21 protein-coding genes and 1 riboswitch are annotated in these 26103 nt (G+C 68.5%); of the genes, 6 read left to right on the top strand and 15 right to left on the bottom strand.

The features are described from left to right. Positions 1-1458: 1458 nt before the first annotated feature. Together AYX06_RS18470 and AYX06_RS18465 are read right to left on the bottom strand one after the other, a co-directional pair. Positions 1459-2409, bottom strand: coding sequence for a M56 family metallopeptidase (locus AYX06_RS18470; protein WP_062737393.1), 951 nt, complete (start codon positions 2407-2409; stop codon positions 1459-1461). A 6-nt stretch (positions 2410-2415) separates the two neighbouring features. Beyond that, a complete protein-coding gene (locus AYX06_RS18465; RefSeq protein WP_219930804.1) occupies positions 2416-2802 on the bottom strand; it encodes a BlaI/MecI/CopY family transcriptional regulator in 387 nt (128 codons plus the stop codon). Between the two features lie 108 nt (positions 2803-2910). Between AYX06_RS18465 and AYX06_RS18460 the strand changes: the two genes are divergently transcribed. From AYX06_RS18460 to cydD, 3 genes are read left to right on the top strand one after another with little or no spacing between them, the layout of a single operon-like run. Continuing rightward, positions 2911-4494, top strand: coding sequence for a cytochrome ubiquinol oxidase subunit I (locus tag AYX06_RS18460; RefSeq protein ID WP_062737391.1), 1584 nt, complete (start codon positions 2911-2913; stop codon positions 4492-4494). 28 nt (positions 4495-4522) lie between these two features. Beyond that, positions 4523-5617, top strand: coding sequence for a cytochrome d ubiquinol oxidase subunit II (gene cydB, locus AYX06_RS18455; protein ID WP_062737390.1), 1095 nt, complete (start codon positions 4523-4525; stop codon positions 5615-5617). Beyond that, positions 5614-9042 (top strand): thiol reductant ABC exporter subunit CydD, encoded by a 3429-nt coding sequence (gene cydD, locus AYX06_RS18450; protein WP_062737389.1) that lies wholly within the window; start codon positions 5614-5616, stop codon positions 9040-9042. Before cydB ends, cydD begins: the two co-directional genes overlap by 4 nt. 195 nt (positions 9043-9237) lie before the next feature. On the opposite strand, the gene AYX06_RS18445 is transcribed toward cydD, so the two are convergent. The 9 genes from AYX06_RS18445 to AYX06_RS18415 all read right to left on the bottom strand — a co-directional run bounded on the left by AYX06_RS18445 (position 9238) and on the right by AYX06_RS18415 (position 17492). Continuing rightward, complete coding sequence (locus tag AYX06_RS18445) at positions 9238-10152, bottom strand: MIP/aquaporin family protein (RefSeq protein ID WP_084271836.1); 915 nt, start codon at positions 10150-10152, stop codon at positions 9238-9240. Between the two features lie 297 nt (positions 10153-10449). Next, positions 10450-11619 carry a heparan-alpha-glucosaminide N-acetyltransferase domain-containing protein gene (locus AYX06_RS18440; RefSeq protein WP_219930791.1) on the bottom strand — a complete coding sequence of 390 codons (1170 nt, stop codon included), beginning with the start codon at positions 11617-11619 and terminating at the stop codon, positions 10450-10452. Positions 11620-12091: 472 nt separating this feature from the next. Further along, positions 12092-13057, bottom strand: coding sequence for a cytochrome c oxidase assembly protein (locus AYX06_RS18435; protein ID WP_062737404.1), 966 nt, complete (start codon positions 13055-13057; stop codon positions 12092-12094). Positions 13058-13343: 286 nt separating this feature from the next. Next, positions 13344-14027, bottom strand: coding sequence for a DUF305 domain-containing protein (locus tag AYX06_RS18430; protein WP_062737386.1), 684 nt, complete (start codon positions 14025-14027; stop codon positions 13344-13346). Continuing rightward, a complete protein-coding gene (locus AYX06_RS18425) occupies positions 14024-14671 on the bottom strand; it encodes a DUF3105 domain-containing protein (RefSeq protein WP_062737385.1) in 648 nt (215 codons plus the stop codon). Before AYX06_RS18425 ends, AYX06_RS18430 begins: the two co-directional genes overlap by 4 nt. Before the next feature lie 736 nt (positions 14672-15407). Beyond that, entirely contained in the window at positions 15408-16067 is a 660-nt protein-coding gene (locus AYX06_RS18420; RefSeq protein ID WP_062737384.1) for a C40 family peptidase, read from the bottom strand. Positions 16068-16072: 5 nt separating this feature from the next. Then, a riboswitch (cyclic di-AMP (ydaO/yuaA leader) is annotated at positions 16073-16228 on the bottom strand. Between the two features lie 580 nt (positions 16229-16808). Then, complete coding sequence (locus AYX06_RS20025) at positions 16809-16973, bottom strand: hypothetical protein (protein ID WP_154676752.1); 165 nt, start codon at positions 16971-16973, stop codon at positions 16809-16811. Between the two features lie 115 nt (positions 16974-17088). Beyond that, the gene (locus AYX06_RS20805) at positions 17089-17217 is read right to left on the bottom strand and encodes a hypothetical protein (protein WP_255219702.1); all 129 of its coding nucleotides are present in this window, start codon (positions 17215-17217) and stop codon (positions 17089-17091) included. Beyond that, positions 17214-17492, bottom strand: coding sequence for a hypothetical protein (locus AYX06_RS18415; protein ID WP_062737383.1), 279 nt, complete (start codon positions 17490-17492; stop codon positions 17214-17216). The genes AYX06_RS20805 and AYX06_RS18415 overlap by 4 nt, the downstream gene beginning before the upstream one ends. Before the next feature lie 606 nt (positions 17493-18098). On the opposite strand from AYX06_RS18415, the gene AYX06_RS18410 reads away from it, so the two are divergent. Both AYX06_RS18410 and AYX06_RS18405 read left to right on the top strand, forming a co-directional pair. Next, positions 18099-18533 (top strand): cation diffusion facilitator family transporter, encoded by a 435-nt coding sequence (locus AYX06_RS18410; protein WP_062737382.1) that lies wholly within the window; start codon positions 18099-18101, stop codon positions 18531-18533. A 480-nt stretch (positions 18534-19013) separates the two neighbouring features. Beyond that, positions 19014-19817, top strand: coding sequence for a WecB/TagA/CpsF family glycosyltransferase (locus AYX06_RS18405; RefSeq protein WP_062737381.1), 804 nt, complete (start codon positions 19014-19016; stop codon positions 19815-19817). 78 nt (positions 19818-19895) lie between these two features. Here AYX06_RS18405 and AYX06_RS18400 read toward each other — a convergent pair whose 3' ends face one another. The 4 genes from AYX06_RS18400 to AYX06_RS18385 form a co-directional block, all read right to left on the bottom strand. After that, positions 19896-20915 carry an SURF1 family cytochrome oxidase biogenesis protein gene (locus tag AYX06_RS18400; RefSeq protein WP_062737380.1) on the bottom strand — a complete coding sequence of 340 codons (1020 nt, stop codon included), beginning with the start codon at positions 20913-20915 and terminating at the stop codon, positions 19896-19898. Positions 20916-21160: 245 nt separating this feature from the next. Continuing rightward, positions 21161-21763 carry a copper resistance CopC family protein gene (locus tag AYX06_RS18395; protein ID WP_158279242.1) on the bottom strand — a complete coding sequence of 201 codons (603 nt, stop codon included), beginning with the start codon at positions 21761-21763 and terminating at the stop codon, positions 21161-21163. A gap of 149 nt (positions 21764-21912) precedes the next feature. After that, on the bottom strand, positions 21913-22512 hold the full coding sequence (locus AYX06_RS18390; RefSeq protein ID WP_217905969.1) for a hypothetical protein: 600 nt from the start codon (positions 22510-22512) through the stop codon (positions 21913-21915). Positions 22513-22745: 233 nt separating this feature from the next. After that, the gene (locus tag AYX06_RS18385; protein ID WP_062737377.1) at positions 22746-24905 is read right to left on the bottom strand and encodes a cytochrome c oxidase assembly protein; all 2160 of its coding nucleotides are present in this window, start codon (positions 24903-24905) and stop codon (positions 22746-22748) included. An 890-nt stretch (positions 24906-25795) separates the two neighbouring features. Here AYX06_RS18385 and AYX06_RS20020 point away from each other — a divergent pair. Then, the gene (locus AYX06_RS20020) at positions 25796-25945 is read left to right on the top strand and encodes a hypothetical protein (protein WP_154676743.1); all 150 of its coding nucleotides are present in this window, start codon (positions 25796-25798) and stop codon (positions 25943-25945) included. Positions 25946-26103: the final 158 nt, after the last annotated feature.

Genomic DNA, 26103 nt, shown 5'->3' with positions numbered 1-26103 from the left:
GGTTGGGGTGGTGCCGTTGTGGGGCCGGGCGGGGCAGGAGCTGGTGCCGGTTGGGCGGGTTTTACGGGTTTGGTCTGGATGGCCGTGGGCTTTTGCGCCGCTGACGGTGGAGGGGCCGGTGTGGGGCTGGGTTTCGCAGGAGCGGAAGGCTCGGCCGTGGGTTGGGGCTCCTTCGTGACCTTCTTGGTGGCAGCGGCCTTCTGCTCGGCAGCTTCTTCGTCCGAGGCGGCCTTTTTCTTGGCGGTGGTCTCGTCATCCACGGGGGCCGGCACGGGCACCTCCAAGGAGTACTTGCTGCGGGAGGCGGGAATGACGCGGAGACCGTCGACCCAGTCGAAGGACTGGGGGTCCACGGCCTGCCCGTCGACCCAGGTCTCGAGGTGCAGGTTTGGTCCCGTGACTCGGGTTCCGGTGGCACCGACGGAACCGAGCTGCTCGGCTGCGGCCAGCCGGTCACCGGTGGCCACCCTGACGTCCTCGAGGTGGTTATAGGTGGTCCTCAGTCCGTCCGCGTGGGTGACCTCCACTCGGTTGCCGCCCCAGACGTCCCAGAACACGGCCGTCACCTCGCCCTCGGCGGCCGCCACGACCGGCAGCCCTGCGGCTGCGGAGACATCGGTGCCGTTGTGGAATTCGCGGTCGCCGCGATCGGGGGCGATCCGCCACCCGAAGGTGCCCCCGGTCAGGACGGCCCCGGGAGTGGTGGGGGCGATGAGGGTGTTGACGGGAAGCTCGCCCGAGTACAGCCTCGGTGCATGTCGCCCCGGGCGCACCGTCGAGGCCGCGTTCCGGTCGCCGTCGCCCCGGCCGGTGCCTTGGCGCCAGGGCCCGTTGCCCGCGGTGCCGTCCCGGACGGGCGAGGTGGAACGGTCCTGCCGCAACGGTGCCGCCGGATGGCGCTGCCGCTCCTGACCCGACGCGAAGAGGCTCCACCCGCTGTCCGACCGCTCCGAGGAGGCCGAAGAGCCCGCCGACATCCCGAAGGCAGCCCCTCGTTCCTCGCCCGCCCCCGGAGTGACGCCCGAGCTGACGGCCACGCTCAGCGCCACGAGGGCCGAGAACGCGGCGAGGGCGCTCACCGGCGAGGAGGCGCGGTGACGGAGGTCGGGCTTGGCAGGGCGGCGAGAGGAGTCGCGGGGCATGATGGTGTTTCCCCCAGGACGTCGCAGGCAGCGACGGAAAGATCGAGCAACGGACCGCAGGCATCAAACATTGGTGTGCGCGTAGGAGCACGGACAATTCTCCTGAGGATACGTCTTCGCTCCCGTTAATGCGGCGTCGTGCGGGGACGCAACGCTGTATGACGCGCAGAGCTGCCGCCCTCCGGTTCGAGGTTCCTGGTTCGGTGGCGGCAGAGTGGCGCTGAGGTACCTCATGTGACGCGGTAGATACCGATGTCAGGGCGCCCTGTCGTGGGTCAGATGTTGCCGTGGCAGCCAGCGTGGTTCGCGCCTGTGGTCAGTCGAACAGGTTGGTGAGGCCGGGGGCGAGCAACAAGATGGTGGGCACGGAGATGAGCGCAGCGGCTGCGCCGATGACTGTTGCTTTTTGCCCCGTCGGCAGGGGTGTGGCCTCCAGCCGCAGGATGCGATGACGAGCATCCTCGGTAGGGGCCGTTCCTGTCCAGGTGCCTTGGAAGCGGTGCGAGGGAGCAGCGAATCCACCGGTGCTGACAAGGACGACGGCTCGGGCGAGGGTACGGTCGTCGACGCTCCGGCGGGCGCTGTCGTCGGCGAGCATCTCGACGAGGAGCCCGACTTCGCGGTGGGCGCGGTCGGCGATGGGGAACCAGGGCAGGGAAGCCCTCCAGGCGCGGAATAGCATGAGCACGATGTCATGGCGTTGGGTGGCATGCGCCTTCTCGTGCTCGATCACCGCGTCCAGCTCGTTTTCATCGAGCAGTGACAGCAGTCCGGCAGAGAGGACGGTCATCGTGGTGAACGCCCCGGGGAGGCAGTAGGCGATCGGGGCGGGGTTGTCGAGGAGCCGGGTGCCGGGGGCCTCGGGCAGCGGTGTGCTCAGGAGCAGGACCAGCTGGGCATGGCGCCGACGATCGCGTTCGGCGCGCACAATCGTGACGATCAGGTTCAGCAGCAGATGCCCGCCGAGCAGAACTGCTCCGGACAGCGCGAGGATGTGCATCGGGCCTGCGGGCACCCATGGCTGATCTCCCAAGAAGCTGGCGGCGAAGCTGATGCCGCCCGTGACCAGGTCCGGCCCAAAAGGGGTCAGGCCGAAGGTGAGCAAGGCCCCGAGCATCGACAGCCCGCCGGCCAGGGCGACGGCCTGCCAGAGCACCAGTGCGGTGGCGGGGGCGCAGGTCGGCCACTTGGCGTGCGAGAGAAGGATTGGGACGGGCCAGGCCAGGGCGAGGGCAAATGCCGCGAGGGCGATCGAGGCGCTGATCACATGGACTCAGTGGTCGTCGAGGAGGCGCCGCAGCGTTTGTGCTTCCTCGGAACTGACGCCCCCGACGAAGCGTTCGAGTACGGCGGCCCGGTCGTTGGCTGTTCCGAGGACCTCGTGCATGAGGGAGGCCATGTGCTCCTCCCGGGAGGCCGCAGGTAAGTAGCGGTGGGGGCGGAAGGTGCGTTCCCGTGTGACGAAGCCTTTGCGCTCCAGGCGGGACAGGACGGTGAGCACGGTGGTGGCGGCGCGGGGGCGGCCGCTGTCGGTGGCTAGGGGGAGCTGGTCCTGAAGGTCGTAAGCCGACAGGGGGGTGTCCGCCTGCCAGAGGATCTCCATGATGGATCGCTCCAGGTCACCTAAGGAGGTTGCACGTTTCGATTCGTTGGTTGCCACCGGCTGATTCTAGCGGACCGACCCACGTGTTCTACAGTGGTGTAGAAGTAGTTCTACGACTCGTAGAATTACTTCTACACCACTGTAAACAGGCTTGGGGGACAACCCATGGATCCGTTGGAGATCGCCCGGTGGCAGTTCGGGATCACCACCGTCTACCACTTCGTGATGGTCCCGCTCACGCTCGGGCTGGGTCTGCTGGTGGCGCTCATGCAGACGATGTGGGTGCGTACCGGCAACGGGCGTTGGCTGCGGATGACGAAGTTCTGGGGCAAGCTCTACCTGATCAACTTCATCATGGGCGTGGCCACCGGGTTGGTGCAGGAGTTCCAGTTCGGGATGGCCTGGAGCGAGTACTCCCGCTTCGTCGGCGATGTCTTCGGGGCACCGTTGGCGATGGAGGGCCTGCTCGCCTTCTTCTTCGAGTCCACCTTCCTGGGCCTGTGGATCTTCGGCTGGGATCGCCTGCCCAAGAAGCTGCACCTGGCCACGCTGTGGACCGCGGTGCTGGGCTCCGTGGTTTCGGCCTTTTTCATCATCGTCGCCAACTCCTGGATGCAGCACCCGGTGGGCGTGGAGATGGTGGACGGCCGCCCTGTGATGAACGACGTGTGGGCGGTGCTGACCAATAACACGGCCCTGGTGGCCTACTCCCACACTCTGGCCGGAGCGGTGGCAGTGGGCGCGGCGTTCCTGATTGGGGTTTCCTGGTACCAGCTGTGGCAGCGCCGCCGGGACAACATCGACACCGTCGACGATTCCGGTGCCGTGGTTGTGGGGGAGCGGGCCGATATTCCCGGGCGGGACCGGGTCGACCACGCGGTGTGGCTGTCCAGTCTGCGCATCGGTGCGGTGGTCGCCGCCGTCGCCTTCGGCGGGGTCGCCGCCACCGGGGACCTGCAGGGCAAGCTGATGTTCGAGCAGCAACCGCTGAAGATGGCTGCCGCTGAGGCGGCCTGCCACGATGGCACCAGCTTTTCGGTGCTGGCGGTGGGCCCGCTGGGAGCCCAGGACTGTGACCAGGTGACCAACGTCATCGAGATCCCGGGCCTGTTGTCGTTTCTGGCCCACGGGGACTTTGACACCGAAGTCAAGGGCGTGAACACCCTCATCCCACAGTACGAGGCCGCCTACGGCACCCACCTGCCTGAGGACCCCATGTACGGGCAACGGGCCGGCCAGAAGATCGACTACCTGCCCCTGATGGAGGTCACCTACTGGGGGTTCCGCCTGATGATCGGCTTCGGCATGCTCGCCGCGGGGTTCGCGGCGCTGGCGCTGTGGATCACACGGAAGGGCACCGTCCCGGCTTCCAAGCCCTTGATGTGGGTGGCGGTGGCCTCCATCCTGGCACCCTTCGGGGCCAACATTGCCGGGTGGGTGTTCACCGAGATGGGGCGGCAACCGTTCGTGGTCGTCCCGAATCCCAACCCCAGTGGTGTGGACGGGGTGTACATGTACACCGCCGCTGCCGTCTCCCCGGGAGTCAGCGGGGAGGAGATCCTTTTCTCCCTGGTCACCCTCGGGCTGATCTACGCGGTCCTGCTGGTGGTGGAGACGATGCTGCTCGTGCGCTACGTGCGCGGCGGGGTCGCCTCGGCCATGCCCGAGCTCGCCCACCACGAAGATGACCCCGCCCATCCCGAGGGCATGACCGGTCGGCGCGATGACGTGCTGGCCTTCGCCTACTGAGCCCGACGACCACAGAACGGCCCCTGACATGGAACTGCTTCCCACTCTCTGGTTCATCGCCATCGCGGTGCTGTGGACCGGGTTCATCCTCCTGGACGGCTTCGACCTGGGCGTGGGGATGCTCATGCTTACCAGTACCCGCGATGAGCGCCAGCGCCGGCAGATGCTCAATACCATCGGCCCGGTGTGGGACGGCAACGAGGTGTGGCTGATCACTGCAGCCGCCGGGCTCTTCGCCGCCTTCCCCGACTGGTACGCCTCCTTGTTCTCTGCCCTGTACGTCCCCTTCGTGTTCGTCCTGGTCGGGCTGATTTTCCGGGCGGTGTCCATCGAGTACCGCGGGAAGGTCCACAGCGACCGGTGGCGGCGGTGGGTGGACCGGGCCTTGGGGATGGGGTCGTTCCTGGTCGCCTTCGGGCTAGGTGCTGCCTTGGCTTTGACCACTACGGGTCTGCCGCTGAACGCTAACGGCGACCGCGTCGGCGGGGCCTTCGCCTGGCTCACGCCCTACGCGCTGCTCGGGGGGCTGGCGCTGGTCGGGTTCTGCCTCGTGCACGCCGCGGCCTTCCTGGGACTGAAGACCGAGGGCCCGGTCCGGGTGCGTGCCCGCCGGTTCCTCCTCCGCTTCGGTCCGGCTGCGCTGGTGCCGCTCACCGTGTGGGTGTTGGCCGTTCAAGTGCTCCACGACACGGCCTGGACCTGGCCCCTGGTCGGTGTCGCGGTCGTCGCCGCGCTCTTCGGGTGGACCAGCGCCCGCCTGGGCCGGGAAGGCCGCGCCTTCGCCGGTTCCGCCGCACTGCTGTTCTGCGGTCTTACCTCAATCTTCGCCAACGTCTACCCCGTGGTCCTGCCCTCCACGATCGACCCCGCCCACCACCTGACGGTGGCCAATGCCTCCAGCAGCGACTACACCCTGGGGGTCATGACCGTCGTGGCGGCCATCGGCTTGCCCGCGGTGCTGCTCGCTCAGGGCTGGAGCTACTGGGTGTTCCGCCGGCGCCTGACCACCGGCCATCTTCCCGCCCCCCACCCCGTCCTTCCCGCCGTTGCCCCGAAACTCGCCACGGGCACCCCACGTGAGGGTGTGCCGGGGAGAGGCGCGGACGGGAACAGGCAGGCATGAAACGTCCCCCACTGGGCCCCGGCGGCTCTGCAACAGTCTTTACCCTCAGCCTCCTAGGAGCGCTCAAGGCTCTGGCCCTGATCGGCATGGCCGAAGCCCTGGCTCGCGGCATCGTCGGGGTCATCGCTCATGACACGGCGGCCTGGCAACGGGCTCTGCTGGTCGGGATCGGCGCCGGGTTGCTGCGTGCCGGAACCACCTGGGCCACCCAGGTCGTCGCCGTCCGCGCCGCCGGTCGGGCGAAGCGGGGGCTGCGCCGAGAACTCGCCACCGGCCTCATGGCCGGTGGTGGCCACGACGTCGGCGCCACGACCACCGTGGGCACCATCGGCCTCGACGCCCTCGACGACTACTACGCGCGCGTGCTGCCCTCGGTCACCGCCGCCGCCGCCGTGCCTCTGCTGGTCGGGGCGAGGATTCTGGCCGCCGACTGGGTCAGCGCCCTCATCATCGTGCTCACCGTGCCCCTGATCCCGGTGTTCATGGCACTGATCGGACTGCACTCCCAGGACAAGGCCGGGGAGTCTTCCGCCGTTCTTCAACGGCTCTCCCACCACCTGGTCGAACTCGCCCGTGGACTGCCCGTCCTCGTGGGCCTGGGGCGGATCGAGGAGCAGGCTGCGGCGTTGCGCGATGTCTCCGAGCAGCACCGGCACACGACCATGGTGACGCTGCGCACCGCTTTCCTCTCCGCGCTGGTGCTCGAGCTGATCGCCACGCTCTCGGTCGCCGTCGTGGCGGTGTTCGTCGGCGTGCGTCTCGTTTACGGTGACCTCGACCTCCTGGTGGGGCTCGTTGCCCTCATCCTCGCCCCTGAATGCTTCGCCCCCTTCCGCGACCTCGGCGCAGCCTTCCACGCCTCCCAGGACGGCATGGCAGCCCTGCATCGCTCCCGGGAGATCGTCGCCGAGTCCCCGGCCCCCGACATCCGCAGAACGACGCCGCCGGAATCGAACCCCGCAACGATCAACCCCCGGCCGGACACTCCGGCGGACCAGGCACCCCTGGTGCGGATCAGCGGCGTGGTCGTGCGCTACCCAGGACGGGCCTCCCCAGCAGTATCCGGTCTCGACGCCGAAATTTTCGGCGGAACCATCACCAGCGTCGAAGGCCCCAGCGGCAGCGGCAAATCCACCCTGCTCGGGGTCCTCGCCGGAACCATCGAAGCCCAAAAAGGAACCATCCACGGGATCGACCCGGCTGCAGTGGCCTGGGTGCCTCAGCACATCCACACCGTCGGCGAAACCGTCCTCGACGAGATCCAGCTCTACGCCCACGACACCGCCTCCGCCCACCACGCCCTCGCGCGAGTCGGACTGACCGGGCTGGCCGAGGCGGACCCGAACCAACTCAGTCCCGGGGAGCTGCGCCGCCTGGGCCTGGCCCGGGGCCTGGCCCGCATCACCGCCGGGGCCAGGCTGCTGCTCCTCGACGAGCCCACCGCCCACCTCGATCCCGCCAACGCGCACCGCATCAGAAACCTCATCGACAACCTGCGCGGCACCACAACCGTGATCCTGGCTTCCCACGAAACCGAGATCACTGCCCTCGCCGATCAGACAGTGCTCCTGGGGCAGCCCGCCAGCCCCCGCGGGGAGGGGGCGCACCGCCGGCCAGGAACCACCGCCCCGGAGGAGCCGCCGGTGCCCGATCGCCAGGGCGAGGCGTCCAATTCTTCACTCGCCGAGACCTCCGGTGGTGCGTTGGGCGAGCTCGGGGCGTTCATCGCCTCCACTCGCTGGCGCGTGCTGGGGGCCGCGGCCCTGGGGACGGCCTCAGCCCTGTTCGCCGCCGCCCTCACCACGCTGTCGGGCTGGCTGATCGTGCGCGCCAGCGAGCAACCGGGAATCATGTACCTGATGGTCGCCATCGTCGGCGTCCGCTTCTTCGGCATCGGCCGTGCCGTGCTGCGCTACGCCGAGCGACTGGCCACCCACGATGCCGTCCTGTCCGCCACCACCGAGCTCAGGTCCCGGATCTGGGCCGGGCTAGCCGCCCGCGGCCTGGCCTCCCGGGCCCTGGCCACCGGTGGGGCGGCGCTGGAGCACCTGGTCGAGGCCGCAGACCGGGTCCGTGACCTGGCACCAAGGGTCCTGCTGCCACCGATGGCCGGGGCCGGCACCGCCCTGGGGGCTGTCGTCACCGTCACGGTCCTGTGTCCCAGCGCGGTGCCCACGCTCCTGGTCGCCGTTTTCGGCGGGCTGCTCGCCGGGCCCGCCGCGGCGCTGCTGGCCGATCGCTCGGCGGCCCGCCACCTCACCGTCGTTCGCTCCAAAGTGATCCGCCGCTTCGCCGCGATGGCCGCCGCCTCCAGTGAGCTGCGCGCCAACGATCGAACCGAGGACATGCTCGCCCGGCTGGACGACCTCGAGCAGCGCGCGGACACGTCGACCCGCTCCAGTGCCTGGGCGCGGGGCCTGGGCGAGGCCGTCGTGGTGCTGGCCTGTTCTCTTTCCTCCGTGCTGATGCTGGCTACCACCGCCGAAGCCCTGGCGGCGGGCACGATTTCCACACCGGTCGTCGCCGGACTCGTGCTGCTGCCTCTGGGCCTGATCGACCCGCTGCTCGGCGTGGTCGATGCGGTACAGCAGTGGTCCGCGCTGGCCCAGTCACTGCGCAAGGTCCATGCCGTCACCTCCACAACCACCCGTCACGAGCGACCTCAGCCCCCCGCCGGGCTGGTTCCGGCTCAGGTCCAAGAGCTGACGCTGGCCGACCTGGCCGTCACCTGGCCCCAGGCGCCGGCCCCGGCATTCCGCCACCTCCAGGCCACCGTGCGACGCGGCCAGTGGCTCGTCGTTGAAGGTCCCTCCGGCTCAGGCAAGTCCACCCTGCTGGCGACCCTCCTCGGCCACTTGCCCGCCGCGGAGGGCTCATGGCAGGTCAACGGCTCCGACAGCACCACCTTCGACGCCCGGCAGCTGCGGCGGTGCTTCGCCTGGTGCCCCCAGGAGGCACATCTGTTCGACTCCACCATCCGCGGCAACCTCCTGCTCGCCCGGGGTAAAGACGATCGGCCCACCGATGAGGACATGTACGAGGTCCTCACCCGTGTGGGCCTGGGCCCCTTCCTGGACAGCCTTCCCCGGGGCTTGGACACACCAGTTGGGCCCAGCGGCGGGGAGCTCTCCGGGGGGCAACGTCAACGCGTCGCCGTGGCCAGGGCACTGCTCACCCGCGCCGACGTCATGCTCCTCGACGAACCCACCGCTCACCTCGACGCACCAGCTGCCGACTCGCTGATCTCCGACCTGCGCTCAGCACTGTCCGACCGCATCGTCGTGCTCGTGACCCACCACGCCGAACAACGTGCTGGAGCAGACGTCCACCTCCGCCTACCAGGGGTGCACCAGCACCGCCCACCGCAACCCAGGGACCATGCGCAGGCCAGAAACGGCGACCGGTCACTGACGCGTGTTCTCTGACCGCCCCGCCAACGCAGACGATCTCCCAAGACATCACAGCCCCAGATGAGATACACCTCTCCCGGGGACTCCGCGCGACCTGTCCTCAGCCGCCGACGCTCGGCCGGCCTGCGCTGGCGCGGGTTGATCCACATGGCTCCAACGGGACGTCATGGTGCATAGAACCGTCCCGTCACGAGACACTGCTCGATTCCCTCACACTTCCGGGGCGGTGGAAGTGTCGGTGCTGTTGTTTGCTGTGGCGTCTTCCGTGGATTGCGTAGTGGCGGGGCGGGGTGCGCGGCCCAAATCCACCACACGGTAGATCAAACCCGCCACCAGACCCCCCAACAACGGGGCGACCCAGAACAGCCACAGCTGGGACAGGCTCTGCGCGCCACCGATGGCCGCGGTGCCGGTGGAGCGGGCCGGATTCATCGATCCGCCGTCGAACGGCGCCAGGATGGTGAGCAGGAACGCGAAGGTCGCCCCGATCGCCACCGGGGCCAGTACCGCGTTGGCCCGTGGGGCGGTTGAGCCCAGGACCACGAGAACGAACAAGGTGCTCGCCACGAACTCAATCAGAAGCACGGTGGGCCAGCCGGCTTGGGAAGTGGAGTTCTGCCCGTAGCCGTTGGCCACCGCCCCCAGAGCCTGGGCGGTGGTGGCGGCATCGATCAGTGTCATCAGCACCGCCCACAGCAGCCCCACCGCGACCAGGGCCCCCAGCACCTGGGCCACCACGTAACCGATGGCGACCTTGGGTGATGTGCGCCCGGCCACGACCGCCGCCAGGGTCACGGCAGGATTGAAATGACCCCCGGAGACATGCCCGAAAGCCACCAATACCGCCAGCAGCCCCAGCCCGAAACCCAGTGCGGAATCGATGACCTGGGTGGCGAAAATCCCGGTGCCCACCCCGGCGAAAATCAGCACGGTAGTGCCCGCGAACTCCGCCGCCCACCGGGCACCGGTGGAGGGAGCCGGGGACACCTCGTTGGTGCCGGAATCTTTGCGCACCGCTTTCGGAACCGGAGCCACCAAATCCTGAAAGTCGAGGGCGGCCGTTCCAGCATCACGGGCGGGCGCTGTGGATCCCGCAGCAGCAGGTTGTGCGGTGTTGTCGGTCATAGGGGTTCTCCTGAACGTTGTATCGACACGGCAGGGCCAGAAGGGAAGGCCAGTAAGTCCGGGCGCCGGGCGCCGCTGCAATAGGACCACGGCTAGCTGAATGGTTTTTGAGCACGGGCTCAAATGTGTCGGCCCCACAGCAGGTCCTTGCTGGTCGGTCGCCTCACTCAAGGCTGACAGAGAGGGGACTGGCGAAGGCGCTTTCCCATTCTGTGGGTTCAGCGGATGTGTTGTGGGAGCCCATTCTTGATACCGCCGCCTCGACGGACCCACCCGCTGCTGCAGTTGGGTCCGGGCTCAGTCTTCGCATCGAGCGGAGGTGAGCACGAGCCCACGCCCGGCGCCGGCGGTCCGGGCCAGGGCCAGCTCCAGTGGGCCCTGGCCGTAGGCGCGCTGCCAGGCCACCGCGAACACCGCCGCCCCGCCTGCGTGGATGAGGAACCACAGGAGGGGCACCTCGTAGTGCACCATGGCGGCCAGGGCCAGCAGGTGGGCGGTGTAGAGGGTCAGGGTCATGGAGCCCGCAGCACTGAGCGGCAGCAACCAGGCGCCGGCCTTCCGCCCGATGAGCAGGAACGCCCCCAGCACGGCCGCACCGGAGCCGAGGCCATAGAGGATCGCGATCGGGGTGTTGGTGTGCGGACCGGGGATTAGCAGCCACCACCACGACGTGTCGGGCAGGACGGGGTCGGGGCCCCAGATGATGATCTCGTCGATCTGCTCCTGGCTCAGTCCCGGGGTGGAGCTCATCAGCTGGTCAAAGCCGCCGGCCTGCATGATCAGCACCCAGTAGACCAACCACGCGGCCAGAGCCAGGACCAGGCCCGCCCCGAGCAGCCGGACCTGGACGTGCAGGGACCGCAGGTTGAGCCGGCCGATGGCTACGCCGGCAAGCAGGTAGGTCAGGTATGGGGCCGCAGGGTAGGTACCGGTGAACAACAGTTGGGAGAGCACCGTGCCAGGGTCGGTGAGCACCCCGGTGATGGTGGGATTGTAGACCTCCATCGCGGGCAGCACGCCGCGCAGGGTCTGCATCAGCACCGGGGCGGTCACCGCGGTCACTCCGGCGAGGATGAACAGGGTCCGTGCGGGTAGGTGCAGGAAGGGGATGGCCAGCAGGAAGAACATCCCGTAGTAGGTCAAGATGTTGTAGGCGGGCGGGTCCTCCGGCATGACCTGGTTCACGAGCAGGCCCAGCACAGTGATCAGCACGGCCCGGATGAGCAGCCCCACCCGGTCGGCGGTCATCGTCCGGCCCCGGTGGGCTGTGCGTCCGCCGGTGGAGAACGCCAGCCCGACCCCGGCCAGCAGCGCGAACAGGGCCGCGGCCCGGCCGGCGAACAGCTGCCACTGCAAGGTGACCTCGTAGGTCTCGGGGTCCCAGGCCGGCAAGATGTGGATGGAGAACATCCCGACCAGAGCCAGACCCCGGGCGGCATCGACGCCCACCAGCCGGGATTTTTTCACCAGCGGGAGACCTGAGTCCCCAGTTGGCCCCCGCGTCCCCGAGGTCGGGTGGTGGATGCTGACCATGCTGGTGGGCTCCTTCTCTCGGATGTACCGGCGGGCCCCCGCCCACCGGTCCGGGCACTCCAGGCCCCTCCACCCCCATTTGACCAGGGCGGACTGTCCCGGGCTTATCCTTTCCCTGTGCCCTGGCTGTGTCCGCTGCCGCGTCTCCGGGCGCGCCATGCGGGCCTGCGAACGGTCGTCTCCAGGTCCGCCACCATCAGCACCACGGATGTGCACCAGGCCGAGAACTGGCCGAGATGGTCGGCGCCCGGGTCTTCCACACCCTGGACGGCCTCTCCTGGTCCCATAGGACCCTGCAGGCCACCGGCAGGCCACGCACCTGGGAACGGTTGGGGGCGGCGGGTCGTGTCGGCGTCCCTGGCCGTCCCAGCCGGCTTCCGGTGACGTCAGCCGGTCCACATAGGGGTTAGCGGTCCTCGGTGCGCTGCTGCAACTGATCCAGGTAGGCGTTGTAAGCATCCAAATCCGGGGTGCCTCTGACGGCGGCCTCGGCCTCTTCGCGGGCGGCGTTGCGCGCATCCTCGCGGTGCCACTGGCTCATGATGAACAGCAGAATCAGCACGGACGGCAATTCACCGTAGGACCAGGCCAACGAGCCGGCCAGGACCTGGTCGGCCATCGGGTCAAGGTTCCAGCTGCCTGGCGGGGTGGCGAAAAACTCCACGACGGGTAGCGGAGCCATCATGACGATGACGCCGAAGAAGGCGTGCAACGGCATCTCGGGGACGATGTCGGCCAAGCGACTGCCGTAGGTTTGTTTGGCCGGCAACGGGTCGGCCGACAGCAACGGGATCGTGAACAGGATCCCGGAGGCCAAGAACAGCAGTTCCAGCCCGATGTGGCCGTACCAGGTGGGCAGCAACCGGTCGTCAAGTCCGCTGAGATACACCCCGTAGAAACTGACCAGGAACAACGGAACCAAGAAGGCAGGATGGATGGCGAGCCTGCCCCACCTCGAACGCAACCCCCACAGGGCCAGGCGCAGCACCACGGCGCCGGGCCCGCGATGGGGTGCAGCCCGCAGCAGCAAAGTGCCCGGGCTGCCCAGGACCAGCAGCGCGGGAACGAACATCATCAAAGTCAGCTGCTGGAACATGAACACGGAGAACATGCGCAACCCGTAGCCTTCAATTCCCGCGCCCATGATGACCGCTGTGACCGCGCACCCGGCGAAGAAGCACAGGGTCCGCCACACCGGCCACCGCCGGCGTGCCCTCCACAGCCGGGCCGCTCCGACCAAATACAACACAGCCAGCACCAGCGCGATGGCCGGGATGAGTGGAATTGGTTGCAACGTGGGGGCCAGGAAGTTCTCCAAGCTCGGCGGCTCGGACGGGACCCAGACCGGCCCGGCCATGTTGCGGTCAACCATGGTCACGGAAAGCATCGACTGCCATGAGGACATTTTTGCATGCCACAGAACGGTCCCGAGGTCCGGATCGGGCCCTGAGCCCAGGACCGGTCCAGGAGGGACGGGCCTGCCACGCCGGCCTCTCCCCGGACCTGCCCGCGATATTGGGGATCGGGGCCGAAGAGCCCCGGTGGATTCCGGTCCCCGGCGCACAGCTGGGCCGAGCATGGGAACCGGTTCACGTCTGGGCCCGTCAGCTTTTGCGCGGACCCGGCCACGGGTGCTGATCCTGGCGTGCGAACGGAGATCATGATGGGTTGCGGCGCTTCTCCAACAGGTCCTCCATGTACTTGATCTCCGAGGTCTGGCTGGTGGCGATCGATTGCGCCAGAGAGGTCACCACGGGGTTGTCAGTGTGCTCCAGGATGGCTTGGGCCATGGCTGCTCCGGCTTGGTGGTGGGGGATCATCAACTCGAGGTAGAGCCGTTCGGCCTCCTGGCCTTGGGCGTCCTCCAGCTCGGCCAGCTGCTCGGCGGTGGCCATGCCCGGCATTCGCGCGTCCGGACCAGGGCTCGTGGAGTCCATGCCGGGCATGGATGTGTGGTTCTGGTCGCCGTCGTCCATCCAGGCCATGGCCGGTTGGGATGAGGCCTGGGGCAATCCCCACACGGAGAGCCAGCCGTACATCTGCCCGGCCTGTTGTTGCTGGGTGCGGGAGATGTCGTATGCCAACCGGCGGATCTCCGGGTCTTCCGTACGGTCACGGACCAAGGAACTCATTTCCACCGCCTGCAGGTGATGGGTTTGCATGTCGCGGGCGAACCCGGCTTCCGGGCTGCCCTCCGCCGGGGTGGACGACGTCGGAGCGCTCAGCTGCCCCACCGCCCAGCCGGCCGCCACCAACAGCACGGCCGCCAGCACCAGCAGGACCCACCGTCCCCGGTGCCCTGCCGAGCTCCTGGAGGCGGCGCCGGTGGTGCTGGTGCTCATGCGACCCGGCTGGGGGCATCGATGCCGCCGGTGCAGGATGCCCCGGGCTCCGGGGCGTCGGGGGACTGCCAGTACTTGGTCACGAACTGCTCCAGGCGCTCATCTTCCGGGGAGTCCAGGGCGACCTGAGCCCCCCACGCCGAGATCATGATGGGGGCGCCCAGGTCCTCGTAGGGGGAGAGCACCACGTAGGTGTCCGGGACGGCCTGGCGTAACTCAGCCACCTGGTCCTCGGACAGGGCGGAGGGGTCGTAGGCGGCCCACACGGCCCCGTGCTCCAAGGCGTGCACGGCGTTCTCCTCGGGCACCGGCTCGGTGTAGACCCCGCAGTTGAGCCAGTCACTGGCGTGGTCCCCGCCCACCGGGGGGGACTGCTCGTAGTCCACCGCGGTCTCCACGTGGGAGTTGCCGAGGCCCTCGTAGGTCTGCAGCCCGGCGATCTCGATGTCCTCCCGCGCCTGGGGCGGGGGATCGTTGATCACCGCCACCGTCACCAGGGCCCCGACCGCCGCGACAGCCGTCACCGCGCCCGCGCCCGCCAGGAGCCGCCGCCTGCGGGTGGCCCGGGCATCGGCCGCCCAGTGCTGATCCAGCAGCGCAGCACGTTGCTGCCGCGCCCGCTCCGGGTCCGTACCGCCAGCCATGCGTCCTCCTTGAAAGGCCCAAAAAGGGTCTTGCTCCTCATGAACGGGCAGGACAGTAGCTCACTGCGCTGAGCCTTTCCTGCAAGGCCTTCTTCGGAAGATCGTCCACCATCCACTCCTGGACATGTCGGCGAGTGTGCATCCTCGAGCGCAGGAGAGGCGCGTCCTCGGTGGCTAACGGCGACGACGCAGAAGATCCAGGCCTGGGGCGGGATGTGAGGACCGGGTGCGCACTCCTTGCTGGTCGTTCAAAGAGGACGCACCCGGAGTATGTGATGCCTGAACCGGCTCAGCGTAGGCAAACCTGGACCGGCCCGGAGCCGACGTTGACGCTGTCGAGGACCGCCTGGTGGCCGTTCCGGCCGCCGTGCACGGCCTCGCCGCCGCCGGGATGGACCCCGATGTGGGCGCCCCCGGGGAGCAGTCGACGAGGACATCGGTCTGGGTCTGGACGGTGGAGACGCGGGCGCCGGACTCAAGTGGTCGGCCGGTTAGCCGCGGAAACTGGTTCAGGCCGCGCCCAGCGCATCACTCACCGCCCCAGTGCAGGCCTGATCCCGGACGGTGTCACCGAAACGACCGATGTCCGACGGGGGTGCTTTCGGAGAGGAGCACTCCCGCAGCAGGTGAAGGGCGCAGCAGGTGCGCGTGAGGTAGAGGCGGTCCGGCCCCGGGTGAGAGCGGTCCGGGGATCTGCTGCGGTGACCATGTGGGGCACCGCAGCAGCGAGTCCGGCTCAGCGGTAGGTGTAGTACCCGTCGACGGGCATGGCGTTGACGGAGTGGACGAAGGTGCCCTGGGTCGGGTTCAACGCAGAGACCATCTTGCCGCCACCGATGTAGATGCCGATGTGGTTGCCACCGTTCTGGGACACCAGGTCACCGGGCTGCGGGGTGGCGGTCGGGGTGGCCGCGGCGATCTGCTGGGAGCTGGTGCGGGGGATGTCGATGCCGTTCTGGGCGTAGACCCAGCCGGTGAATCCGGAGCAGTCCCAGGCCCCGAAGGAGGTCCCGCCCCAGACGTAGCCGGTGCCCACACCCTGCATGGCCGTGCCCACGATGCCGCCGGCGGCCGGGGCGAGTTCGGTGGTGGCGGTGGACTGCGGGCTCACGCTCGAGGTGGCGGCGCTCTGCTGCGGGGCCGGGGCCTGGTCGGCGGGGGCGGCGGGCTGCGCGGCGACCGGGGCCTGGTAGGTGTAGGAGGCCAGATCGGCCATCGCCGAGGCCGGAGCCGCATAGGAGGACCCGGAGGCGGCGGGGATCTCGGCGTAGGCCTGGGCCGGAGCGATGGAGCCCACCAGTGCTGCGCCGGCGGCGGCGACGACGGTGGTGGTGCGCACGGCGCGCGAGGAGGTCTCGGCGCGGTGGCGGGCAGTGTTCTGCGTGAAAAGCGACATGGGTGGATTCCTCCCTTTGCCTACGAGGTGAGCTGTCGGATGCGGGTGGGAGACACCCGGCCGCAGAACGCACGCGCTCTGCACGGCTTAACCCCAAGGCCCCGGTACACCGGGACCGGTAATGGTTCCCCCGCTTCTGCCAAGCGATTTCTCTTCAGGAACCCCGGGCACCGGCAGAACTCGGCGATGTGCCACGGGGGCGCCAAGAAGATCAGCTCTCGGCACGCGGAGGACGATACAGGGCCCACCCCCTAATGTCACGTTTTGGTCACGGCCGCTGATCGGGTGGTCGCCTTGGTTGCCGAGGGTGCTCAGCACCGTGTTCCCGACCCAGCGGAGCTTCGTTTCGAGCGGGAACGTCAGGGTGTTCACCGTTAGCGGGGGCGTGGCCGGGGAGAGTCCCTGGTGGGCCCGAAGATGCACACCCTCGGCACGCCTGCGGCGGCCTGTCAGCACTGGGAGACCGCCGGTGGCTGCGGTGGGCGGTTTACGCGCGTAGGGTAAGAAAAGCGATCGAGGCTCTCGGGCGGTGGCTTCGGAGAATATCGGGAGGATAAATTCAGCGCGCACTCATATCTGCCGTAATCCGCCATCCGCCATCCGAACGAAGCACATTTCTTCATCGAATCTTCATGCCTTCAGCGTGTAGAGGAAGAACGGGCACGCTCAAGGGCAGGACAGGAATCGATGTGTTCGCCGGCAGGTGATTCGACTGCATGGCCTTAGGGGCACGCCCGGGGGTCAGTGTTCAGACGGCATCGACACGGCCGCCTCCAAGACGTTGATTCCGTTTGCGGCAACGGGAAATCCGGAGGATGCTTCGTCTGCTGCTTCCTCGATACTGCCGGTATATCCGGGCAGGACCAGGGCGCACCCCAGGACGAGGGCGGTGCTGGTGCGCTTCACAGGGGGCCTCCAACCGGCGGGGCGAGCGGGCAACGGCATCGGCCGCTCGAGACGCCAACAAGATATCCGCCTCGCCGTGGCGACGCCTGCCATGCCCTTGCGAAATGACCGCCTCCTACCCGAGGGGGTGGTCGTTGCGGTCCATCTGCCAGTCGGCCAGGTCCACGGAGACCGCCGCGGCGGCGCCGGCCCACAGAGAGAAGTCGAGCCATTTCCCGCTGAGCTGGAACCGGTCGTCGCTCACGGTCGGTCCTGCCCGGCGGGCCCGCCTTGGCCGAGCGGGACGGTGTCCTTCCAGAAGCCCTGGGCGCGGAGGAACCTCTCGAGGTTCTCGCGGTGGTCGGGGCACGCCAGCCAGCTCTTGCGGTGGTGTGGGGTGTGGATGCGCGGGTTGTTCCAGCGGATCCGCCACGCAGCGTCCGCGCCGCAGCCCTTGCGGGAGCACTGCAAGTTGTCGGGTCCGGCCGGTGGTGCCGCGGATCCGTGCGGGGACAGCGATCTGAGCCGGTCGGTCTCCACGGCGGTCGTGCTCCTCAGGGTACTCGGGCAGGCTCACCGGACAGCCCCGCGTCAGGCTCAGGCCGCGCCGCGGCGCCGGGAGGTGTCGTCCTCGACAGTAGCGGAGGAAGCCGGGTTCCCGCTGGGAGCAACCGTGCTCCCAGGGCCTGATGTCGCGGTCTGCGGGGCTCTCGTTGCGGTGTCTTTCCGTCGTCGCCGTGACCGGTGATGGACTCACCCGCCAACACGGGGTGAAGTGACCCCCCGTCATCAGGACACCCACGGCAGTGTGGCCCCTGCTCAGCGTAGGATTCCCGCTTTGACTTCGAAGTCGTTTGTATAGTTTTCCTCAAGATGGCGTGAAGATTCCCCATAACTTGCCCTCTGGTAGCTGTACGGGCTGTTCTTCCGGACCGGTGAGGGCATAGTTTGCGAGTGAGAACACCCCGTTCTCATCACCCCGTGCACGGGCGTTAGGGTGCCCCAGTCTTTGCTCCCCTTAGGCTGGGGCACCCGTCGATAATGTGGAGAAGCGACGTAGCCCGGACCGAAGAATCCGACGGATCCGAGACTGGCTCGCGGGCCCTCAATTGGCAATCCGAGGGCAAGACCCCCGACCCCTCTCCGGTGAGCATCATCATCCCGGTGCTCTCGCTGGTCATCATGCCGGTGCTGGTCGCGGTCAAGAAGAAGGCCGGCACGGCCCTGGGGGACGACCTGATCCTGGCTGGTGCCGCCGAGACCGGGATTTGCGCGCTGCTGTCCGTCTCCACTCTGACTGGGCTGATCCTCTTCCCGCTGACCGGCGCGGCGTGGGTAGACCCGGTGGCCGGGCTTATCCTCTTCGCCTTCGCCCTCCCCGAGGGCAAGGAGTCCGGGGCGAGCTTGTCGAGAGCGACGACGAGGACGAGGACGAGGACTGATCGACATCCCGTTCCACCACGCTGGTCACGATCACCACGCAACGCTGAGGGGCCTTGTGTCTGGCAGGGCCCTCAGCTGTCCCCGGCGGGGTTGCGCATCCAGGACACAACACCCACTGCCTTACATGTGGTGGATTAGCGGTTGGGCTTCGCCGAGGCCCTGTGGAGCAGGCGAGCAGGGCAAGGGGTACTGCACCTGGGTGGGAGAGACGTGGATACGTCTACCACGATGGGTTTGATGGTTTTCACCGTCATGCTCCTCCAGCGCTGTCAGCACTGGCTCGACGAGACCGCCCAACGCGACCTCACAGCGCCTTGACGCCAATAGAGCATCCACTCTGCAGGGCGCAACCTCGCTGGATGCACGGAGGCATATCAATGCAAATAGGTACATATTGGGGGACGGCGCAACCCGGAAGTGGGGGCACACCGGGAGGCCCGTCGTTGCTAACGTGAATGTTGGCGGGTATTCGGGGGAATACGGGCTGGTGTCCCCGAATGCTGCGCCCACGGGATCGTGTCCCATGCGCCAATCAGGATCTGGGAGTCCCACGGCGGTGGGCGAACGTGCCGACCAACAATCGATGAGGCAGCAACTGCCGAGCCAGTGGGGGAACACATGCTTAAGTACCAGACTCAGACGGACAAGCGGGGCGAGATCGAGATCCCGGTCAGCGGCATCCGGGTGACACCGATGGACACCAATGAGCTGCACCGGTGGATTGCGGCCACCTGGGAGGAGCGGCGCAAGACCGTGATTCTCGGCCACAATCTGCACAGTCTCTACACGTGGGAGGTCAACCCGACGTTCCGCGCTTTCTACGACAAGGCCGACGTGGTGCTGACGGATGGCTTTCCCATCCTGAAAATGGCCAAGTGGTGCTCCGGGCGGCCGCTCAGCGCCAGGCGCCACCGTATCGGCACCATGGATTGGTTGCCCGGCCTGATCCGGAGCACCCCCGTGCGGCGCGTGGCCGTCATTGGCGCGAGCCCCGAAAGCAACGCCGCCACGGTTGCTCTCCTCCGTGCGGGGGACCCCGAGCGCACGGTCGAGGGCTGGCCCGGCGAAGGGTGGAACCTCGCACTCGAGGACCGCATCGTCGGAACCCTCCAGGAGTTCCGGCCGGACTTCGTCATCGTGGGCCTGGGGATGCCGCTGCAGGAGGAGTTCCTGAGCCGGCACTGGGAGGAGTTGCCCACGGCGATCTATGCGGCCGTCGGCGGGGTGATCGACCAGTACTCCGGGATCCAGAAATCGGCTCCGCGCTGGCTCGGGCCCCTGGGCCTGGAATGGGCCTACCGGCTGGCCACCCAGCCGCGGCGGCTGGGCCACCGGTACCTCGTCGAACCGTGGATCCTCGCCTATCTCCTGGCGGCCAAGGCTGTCCGGCAGGGCACCAGAGGGGCGGACGCCAGTTCCTGAGCCGGCCGTGAGCGGTGAGCGGAGACTGTCCGTCCCGGCCCACCGTCTCGTGTCGGAGTGCATCAACAACGCTGCGGGTCAGTGCAATTCGTCCGCGGACCGGAGCGGGACCCGGCTCCCGCTCCGGTCCGCGGCCGACGCCTCCAGGGCGTCCAGCATCGCGTCCTCCTCGTCCTCACAGGTGGGGCGGGAGCGCCGGCGCTGCGGCCGGGGGCGCATGAGCGACCTGAGGTGGGCGGGCATGTCGTCGGCCATCTCGAGCTGGCGGACGACGAGCTCCTCGTCGCCCTCGCCGATGTAGTTGCCGTCCTCGTCGTAGAACCGTGCGAGCCGGCGCTCCATCTCCTGGGCGAACTGGCGGTCCCAGGCGTCGTTGCGGGCCTGCTGGCGGGCGGCGTAGCCCCAGGCCACGAAGAACAGCGCCGCGAACGCGTACCACTGCAACGAGTAGGACAGGTGCGGCCCGGAGTCGGTCTCCGGCTCCGGAGCCGGCGCGGGGGCCGCCGCGGGGGCCGGGTCCTCGGCGAAGACCTCGCCGTAGGCCGCCGTCCCGTTCGGCCGGTCCCAGCGCTCGCGCAGCTCCTCGAGGTCGATCGAGGCGATCTGGCCCGCGGGGGCGCCGCGGCTGACGGCCGGCTCCCCGGGCTGGAGCCGGGCGGTGACCGTGACCCGGCCGGCGGGCGGGGTCGGCACCTCGTCCGGCATCCCGTTGGCCGCCTCGCCCGTGGGGATCCAGCCGCGGTCGAGGACCACGACGTCCCCGTCCTGCGTGCGGAACGGGACGAGGACCTCGTAGCCGACGCGGCCGTCCTGCGGCCTGTTGCGGACCAGCACCTGGTCCTGGGGCAGGTACTCGCCCGTGAGCTCGACCGGGCGCCAGGTGAGGGAAGGGTCGTGGGCGGCGAACTGCTCGACGGCGGCCGCACCGGCCAGGGGCTCGGCGCGGTAGTTCTGCGTGATCTTGGCGTTCTCACCGACCAGGTGGTCGTTGCGGTCCATCTGCCAGCCGCCCAGGTACACCGAGACCACGGCGGCGGCGCAGGCGAGGAGGAAGAAGCCCAGCCACTTGCCGCTGAGTAGGAAACGGTAGGTGCCCATGTCAGAGCCCACCATCGGCCCGGCAGCCCTGGCAGAAGAGTGGCGGGGAGCCCGGCCCCACCGGGAGGAGAGCTGCGGCGCCGCGCGGTGACAGCGATACGAGTAGGTCGAACTTCACAGCGGTCGTGCTCCTCAGAGTGCGCCGTCGGGCTGACCGGACGGTCGGCGGCGGCCCCAGGAGCACGGCTGTCGCCGCACTCCTGGGGCCTGTGCTGTAGAGCATCTGCCGGCCCGGCGTGGGGGAATCAGTTCTTGCGGCGGCGACGGGACATCAAGCCCAGTAGCCCGATCACGGCCAGGGCCAGCACCACCACGGTGGCGCCGACGGCCCATCCGGAGAAGCTTCCGGAATTCTCCTGTACGGCCGCGTCCTGGGCTTGGGCGGAGCTGTCCGAGCTGTCGGCGCCCTCACCGGTCGGGGTCTCGGTCGGGGTGGTGCTGAGGGTGGGGGCCGGGGTGGTGATGTCCACACTGTCACCCACCTCGTAGGTGTAGGTGCCTTCGATGGGGTGGCCGTCGCTGGAGACCACCCGCCAGACCACCTGGTAGGTCCCTTCCTCGGACCCGGTCTCGGCCAGGGGCTGGATCACTTGGGAACCGTCGCGCTCGAGCGGGCCCTCGGTCACGGACTGCCCGTCGGGGCCGGTCACGAGCACCTGGTGGCCGATGTCCATGATCTCCCCGCTGTAGGAGAGCTCGATTTGTTCGGGGGCGGTCTCCAGCACCGCATCCTGTTCGGGGGAGGTGCTCAGCACCTCGTCATGGGCGGCGGCGGGGGCCAGTCCCAGGGCGGTCAGGGCGCCTACCGCGCTCACAGTGGCGGCGGTACGGCGCAGAGCAGAAGTCATGGTCAGCATGGCAGAGGGGTCCCTTCGAGGGGCAATGAGTGAGTGGGTCAGACAGGGCCGCCGAGCCGATGATCGGAGGCGGCCGTGAGGGAGTCGTCGAGTCTGCTGTCCGAATCCACGACCACCACCGGCCCCAACAGGGGTGGTGTTCAGCCGGCGGGCGACCGGGCGGGCCCGGTCGGGAGCGGAAGATTCCGACGACGAGCTGTCGGTGGTCCGCGGTAGGAGCGCACCGGTTGCAGCAGCGACTGATCCGTCAGTGCGTGCGGGCGCCCCTGCGGAACAGGTCGGGGCCGGTGCACCACGACCGGGGCGGACAGGACCCGCCACAGCCGGCGGACGCGCAGTCGCAGGGCGTCGAGCAGGTCCACGAGGGCCACTTCGCCGTGGCGCAGGAACGCGTAGGTGGCCGCGGCGGCCAGCACGTGGAAGACCAGCATGCCGGTGCCACCGTGCACCGCGTGAGCCTGGGCCTGGAGCACCAGGGCCGGCCCGGTGGGCGGTGAGCTCAGCGCCGCGTGGTGGGTGGCGTCGACCACGGTCGTCACGGATCCGGCGACGGTGAAGAGCAGGTGGAAGACGCCCTGGCTGACCAGCACGCCGGTAAGCAATAAGGAGCGGGAGAGGACCCGGCCGGCCAGAGCCATGCACACCGGCCCGGACAGCGCCAGGGACAGCAACACCAACAACACCGGAGGGACCTGACCGCCGGCGGCCACGTGGGAGGCGGCGGCGAAGGCCGTGGCCATCCCGGCTCCGGCCCACCCGCGGGCAAGACGGTGCGCCCGTGCGTTCACGCCTCCACCCCTCTCAGTTCATCAGCCGCTCGAGGCGGCGATCCCATTATGTGCGGGCCCTCGAGAGCCCCACCACATCGACAGGCCCTGGCGGCAGGTGCCGGTCGGGTCGACACCGCGGTGCGTCGTGTGTCCTCTGTTGTCAGGTCGCCGTGAAGGTCACGGCTTCCATACGTGGTCCTGGCTCAGGGGCGCCTCGTGGACTCGTCCCGCTCGGCGAGCCCGGCCATCATCGCGTTGTAGGCCTTGAGCTCGGCGTCGTCGGTGCGGTCCGCCTGGCGGTCCACGCGACGGTTTTCCTTCTTGCCTTCGATCGCCCACATGATCGCCACGACCACGGCGACGACGACGGTGGGGAACTCTCCGATCCCCCACATCAGGGCCCCGCCGAACTGCTGGTCCTCGATCGGGCTACGGCCCCAATCCCGGCCCATGTTCGCGAACCACCACGCCTGCAGCAGGGTGTCGGAGCCCATCAGGGCCACCCCGACGAAGGCGTGGTAGACCATCGTGGCCAGCAGCAGAATCAGGCGCATCATGTGGCCGGGACGGTGCGGGATCGGGTCGATGCCGATCAGCACGAGCATGAACAGGTACCCGGTGATCAAGAAGTGGGTGATCATGAACACGTGCCCCACGTGGTACTGCAGGGTGAATCCGAACAGTGGGGTGAAGTAGAAGATCACGATCGAGGCCGCGAAGTTCACCCCGGCGACGATCGGGTGCGTCACGATCTTGGAGAACGGGGAGTGCACCAGGGCCAGGATCCACTCGCGCGGCCCGCGGGTACCGTCCTGGCGGGGCTCCAGGGCCTTGAGCACCAGCGTCACCGGCGCCCCCAGGACCAGGAAGATCGGCACCACCATCGTCAACATCATGTGCTCGACCATGTGCGCGGAGAACAACACCAGCCCGTAGACGGCGACCCCACCGGAGGTGACGTAGAACAGCACCGCCAGCCCGGTCAACCAGGAGAGGCTGCGCAGCACCGACCAGGAGTCCCCGCGCCGGCGGACCTGCACGAACGCCCACAGGTAGAGGGCGGCGAGGAAGACCACCACCGCCAACCAGAGCGGGTCCACCCGCCAGGTGGTGAACCAGGAGGCGGCGGTGGGCTGGGGAGGCAGTGGGTACCAGGTGAGGATCTCGGCCGGGGTGGCATCCGGGGCGATCTCCTCGGGCACCGGTGGGGCGGTGCGCGACAGGGCCACGGCCACGCCCATGACCGCACCCATGACCAGCACCTCCCCGGCCACCAGCTGCCACACGGCACGCGTCGCGGTGAGACGGCCCGCCTCCAGGGCCGGAATCAGCCACCGGCGGTGAGCCACCCCCGCCAAACCCAGCCCCAGGGTCAGGGCGGCCTTGAGCAGCACCAGCTGCCCGTAAGGACTGAACAGCTGTTCCCAGGATCCGATGCGCACCGCCGCATTGATGGTCCCGGAAAGAAACACCAAGAAGAAGGCACCGAAGGCCACCGTGGAGAAGCGCCGCAGCACCACGGCGGCTATCGGCACCTGAGGCCGCACACCAGCGCCGCGGCCGGCCCCTGCCGGCAGGCTGCCGGTGCCGGCAGCCGATCCGCTCAGCTGCGGGGAGAGCCAGGCGAGCACCACCAGCCCACCGGTCCACAGACACACGCCCAGCAGGTGCAGGCCCAAGGAGTTCACCGCACCCATATGGTCCGTGCCTCCGGAGGAGTGACCGGTCAGGGCCATCGCCACCAAAGCCGTGCACGCCAGGCCGAAGGTGAGCAACAGCCCCATCAGGGCCCGGACGCCGAAGACCAGGGTGGTGACCACGGCAGCGACCACCACGGTCGCCGCCTGCGCCTGCCCCAGGGAAAGATCCGTGGCGTAGTACAACAGCTGCTGCGCATAGGCCTCGTCCCCGCCCACCGGCACCCCCGCCACATCGGAATAAGACAGCACCAGCACCACCACGGCAGCCACCGTCCACACCACCGACGCCACCTCGGCCAGACCCATCGTGGCCGTGAACAGGGGGTGCTCCGCCTCCTGGCCACCGTTGCGCCCGTCTGCGCGGCGGCGGAACCCACCACGTGTTTTCGGCACGACCCCCAGAGCGAAGAGCAGGGAACCCAGCACCACGACCAAGGCGCTGTTGTGCACCACCTCGACCACGGGCAGACCCCAGCGCACCAACGCCCCCGGATCCGCCGCCAGACGAGCGGCCCCCGAGCCGCTGTAGACCATCGCCAGAATCAACACCACCAAGGCCACCACCACGGCAACAACGAGCTGCCACGGCCTCACCCCGGGACCGCCCAGCCTGCCCAGCCCGGGGTGCGCCTGCCCGGTGTGCTCGGGCGTTCTCGTACTCATGAGCTGATCTCCTTCACCCGCCGCTGCAGAAGGGGAGGCGGGTTGCCTCCATTGTCCCTGCCGGGCACCCCACCCAGCCCCACAGGATCGGCCCCGCCCCTCAGCAGGTCTCAGCGACGGCCTTCTGGGCTGCGCCGGGAATCTCACCGCCTCATACGCGGCCTCTGGGTGGCTCGGGGGCCAGTGGGTGGCCAGCAACTTTTCCAGGTACTGGATCTCGGGCGGCTGGCTGGTGACGATCGACTACGCCAAGGACGTCACGGCTGGATCCTCCGTGCACCCCGGGATGGCGGCAGCCCCGCTGGGGCCGGCCTGGTGGCGGGGGGTCATCAGCTACAGGTCCCGTCTTCCGGCCTCTGCCCTCTCAGCGTTCTCGAGGCTGGCGAGCTGCCCAGCATCGCCGCAACTTTTGGTGGGGCAGCCAGGATGGACCTGCGCGGCCCACCGTGGCCGTCGTCCTCGTTCATTCATGCCAGGACCGGCTGGGTCGAGACCGAGGGTCATCCCCACACCGAAAGCCACCCGCCCGTGGGCCTGGCCTGTTGTTGGCGGGTGTCGGCCATAACGGACTGGACACGCAAGAAGGGCGTGCCCATCCACGAAAGGATGGTTCACGCCCTCAGCCCCGGAGCTCTCCGCCGCGCACAGTCTGCACTGCGCACAGCGGTTTCCGCAGTGCCCCCGAGCTCCTGACATCGCCCCAGGCGGGGAGCAATGTCCATCTAGATACTTCCCGGTCCTTGGCGGGACCAACGCCAGTCTTGCCCTCTTATTTTACTTCTCCCTCCTGATCGCGAGCTAGGGTCAAGCCCCTAACGGTTTGAACCAGCTCGTTCTAGACCCGACAAAGATTGGTGTCACCCGGGTCTTCCGAGCTCAAGGGGACTCGCATGACTCGGCAGGACGTCCTGCGCCAGCGTCAGGCCACCCACCGCCTGCCGGTGCTGCGCCAGGGGGAGGTCTGGGCGGACGGAGTTCTGGACAACTCCACACCGGACCCACGGGTCTCACACCGCGTCGACAACCTGGTGGGTCAGTAAGTTTCGTCGCGCCGTACGGCAGGCCTTCGGATTGGCTCGTGTGCACCCCTGGGTGTACCGGGGAAATCAACCTCCGGGTGGACGTTGCGCAACGACCTGGCCGACATGCTTTAGATGTCGGCCCACCAAGAATTAGCCCCCACATCGGGGGCAGGGAC

The sequence above is a fragment of the Kocuria turfanensis genome, assembly GCF_001580365.1.
Taxonomy (GTDB): Bacteria; Actinomycetota; Actinomycetes; order Actinomycetales; family Micrococcaceae; genus Kocuria; species Kocuria turfanensis.
Note: the sequence above shows the minus strand (reverse complement) of the source record. Positions and strands in the feature narration are given on the sequence as shown.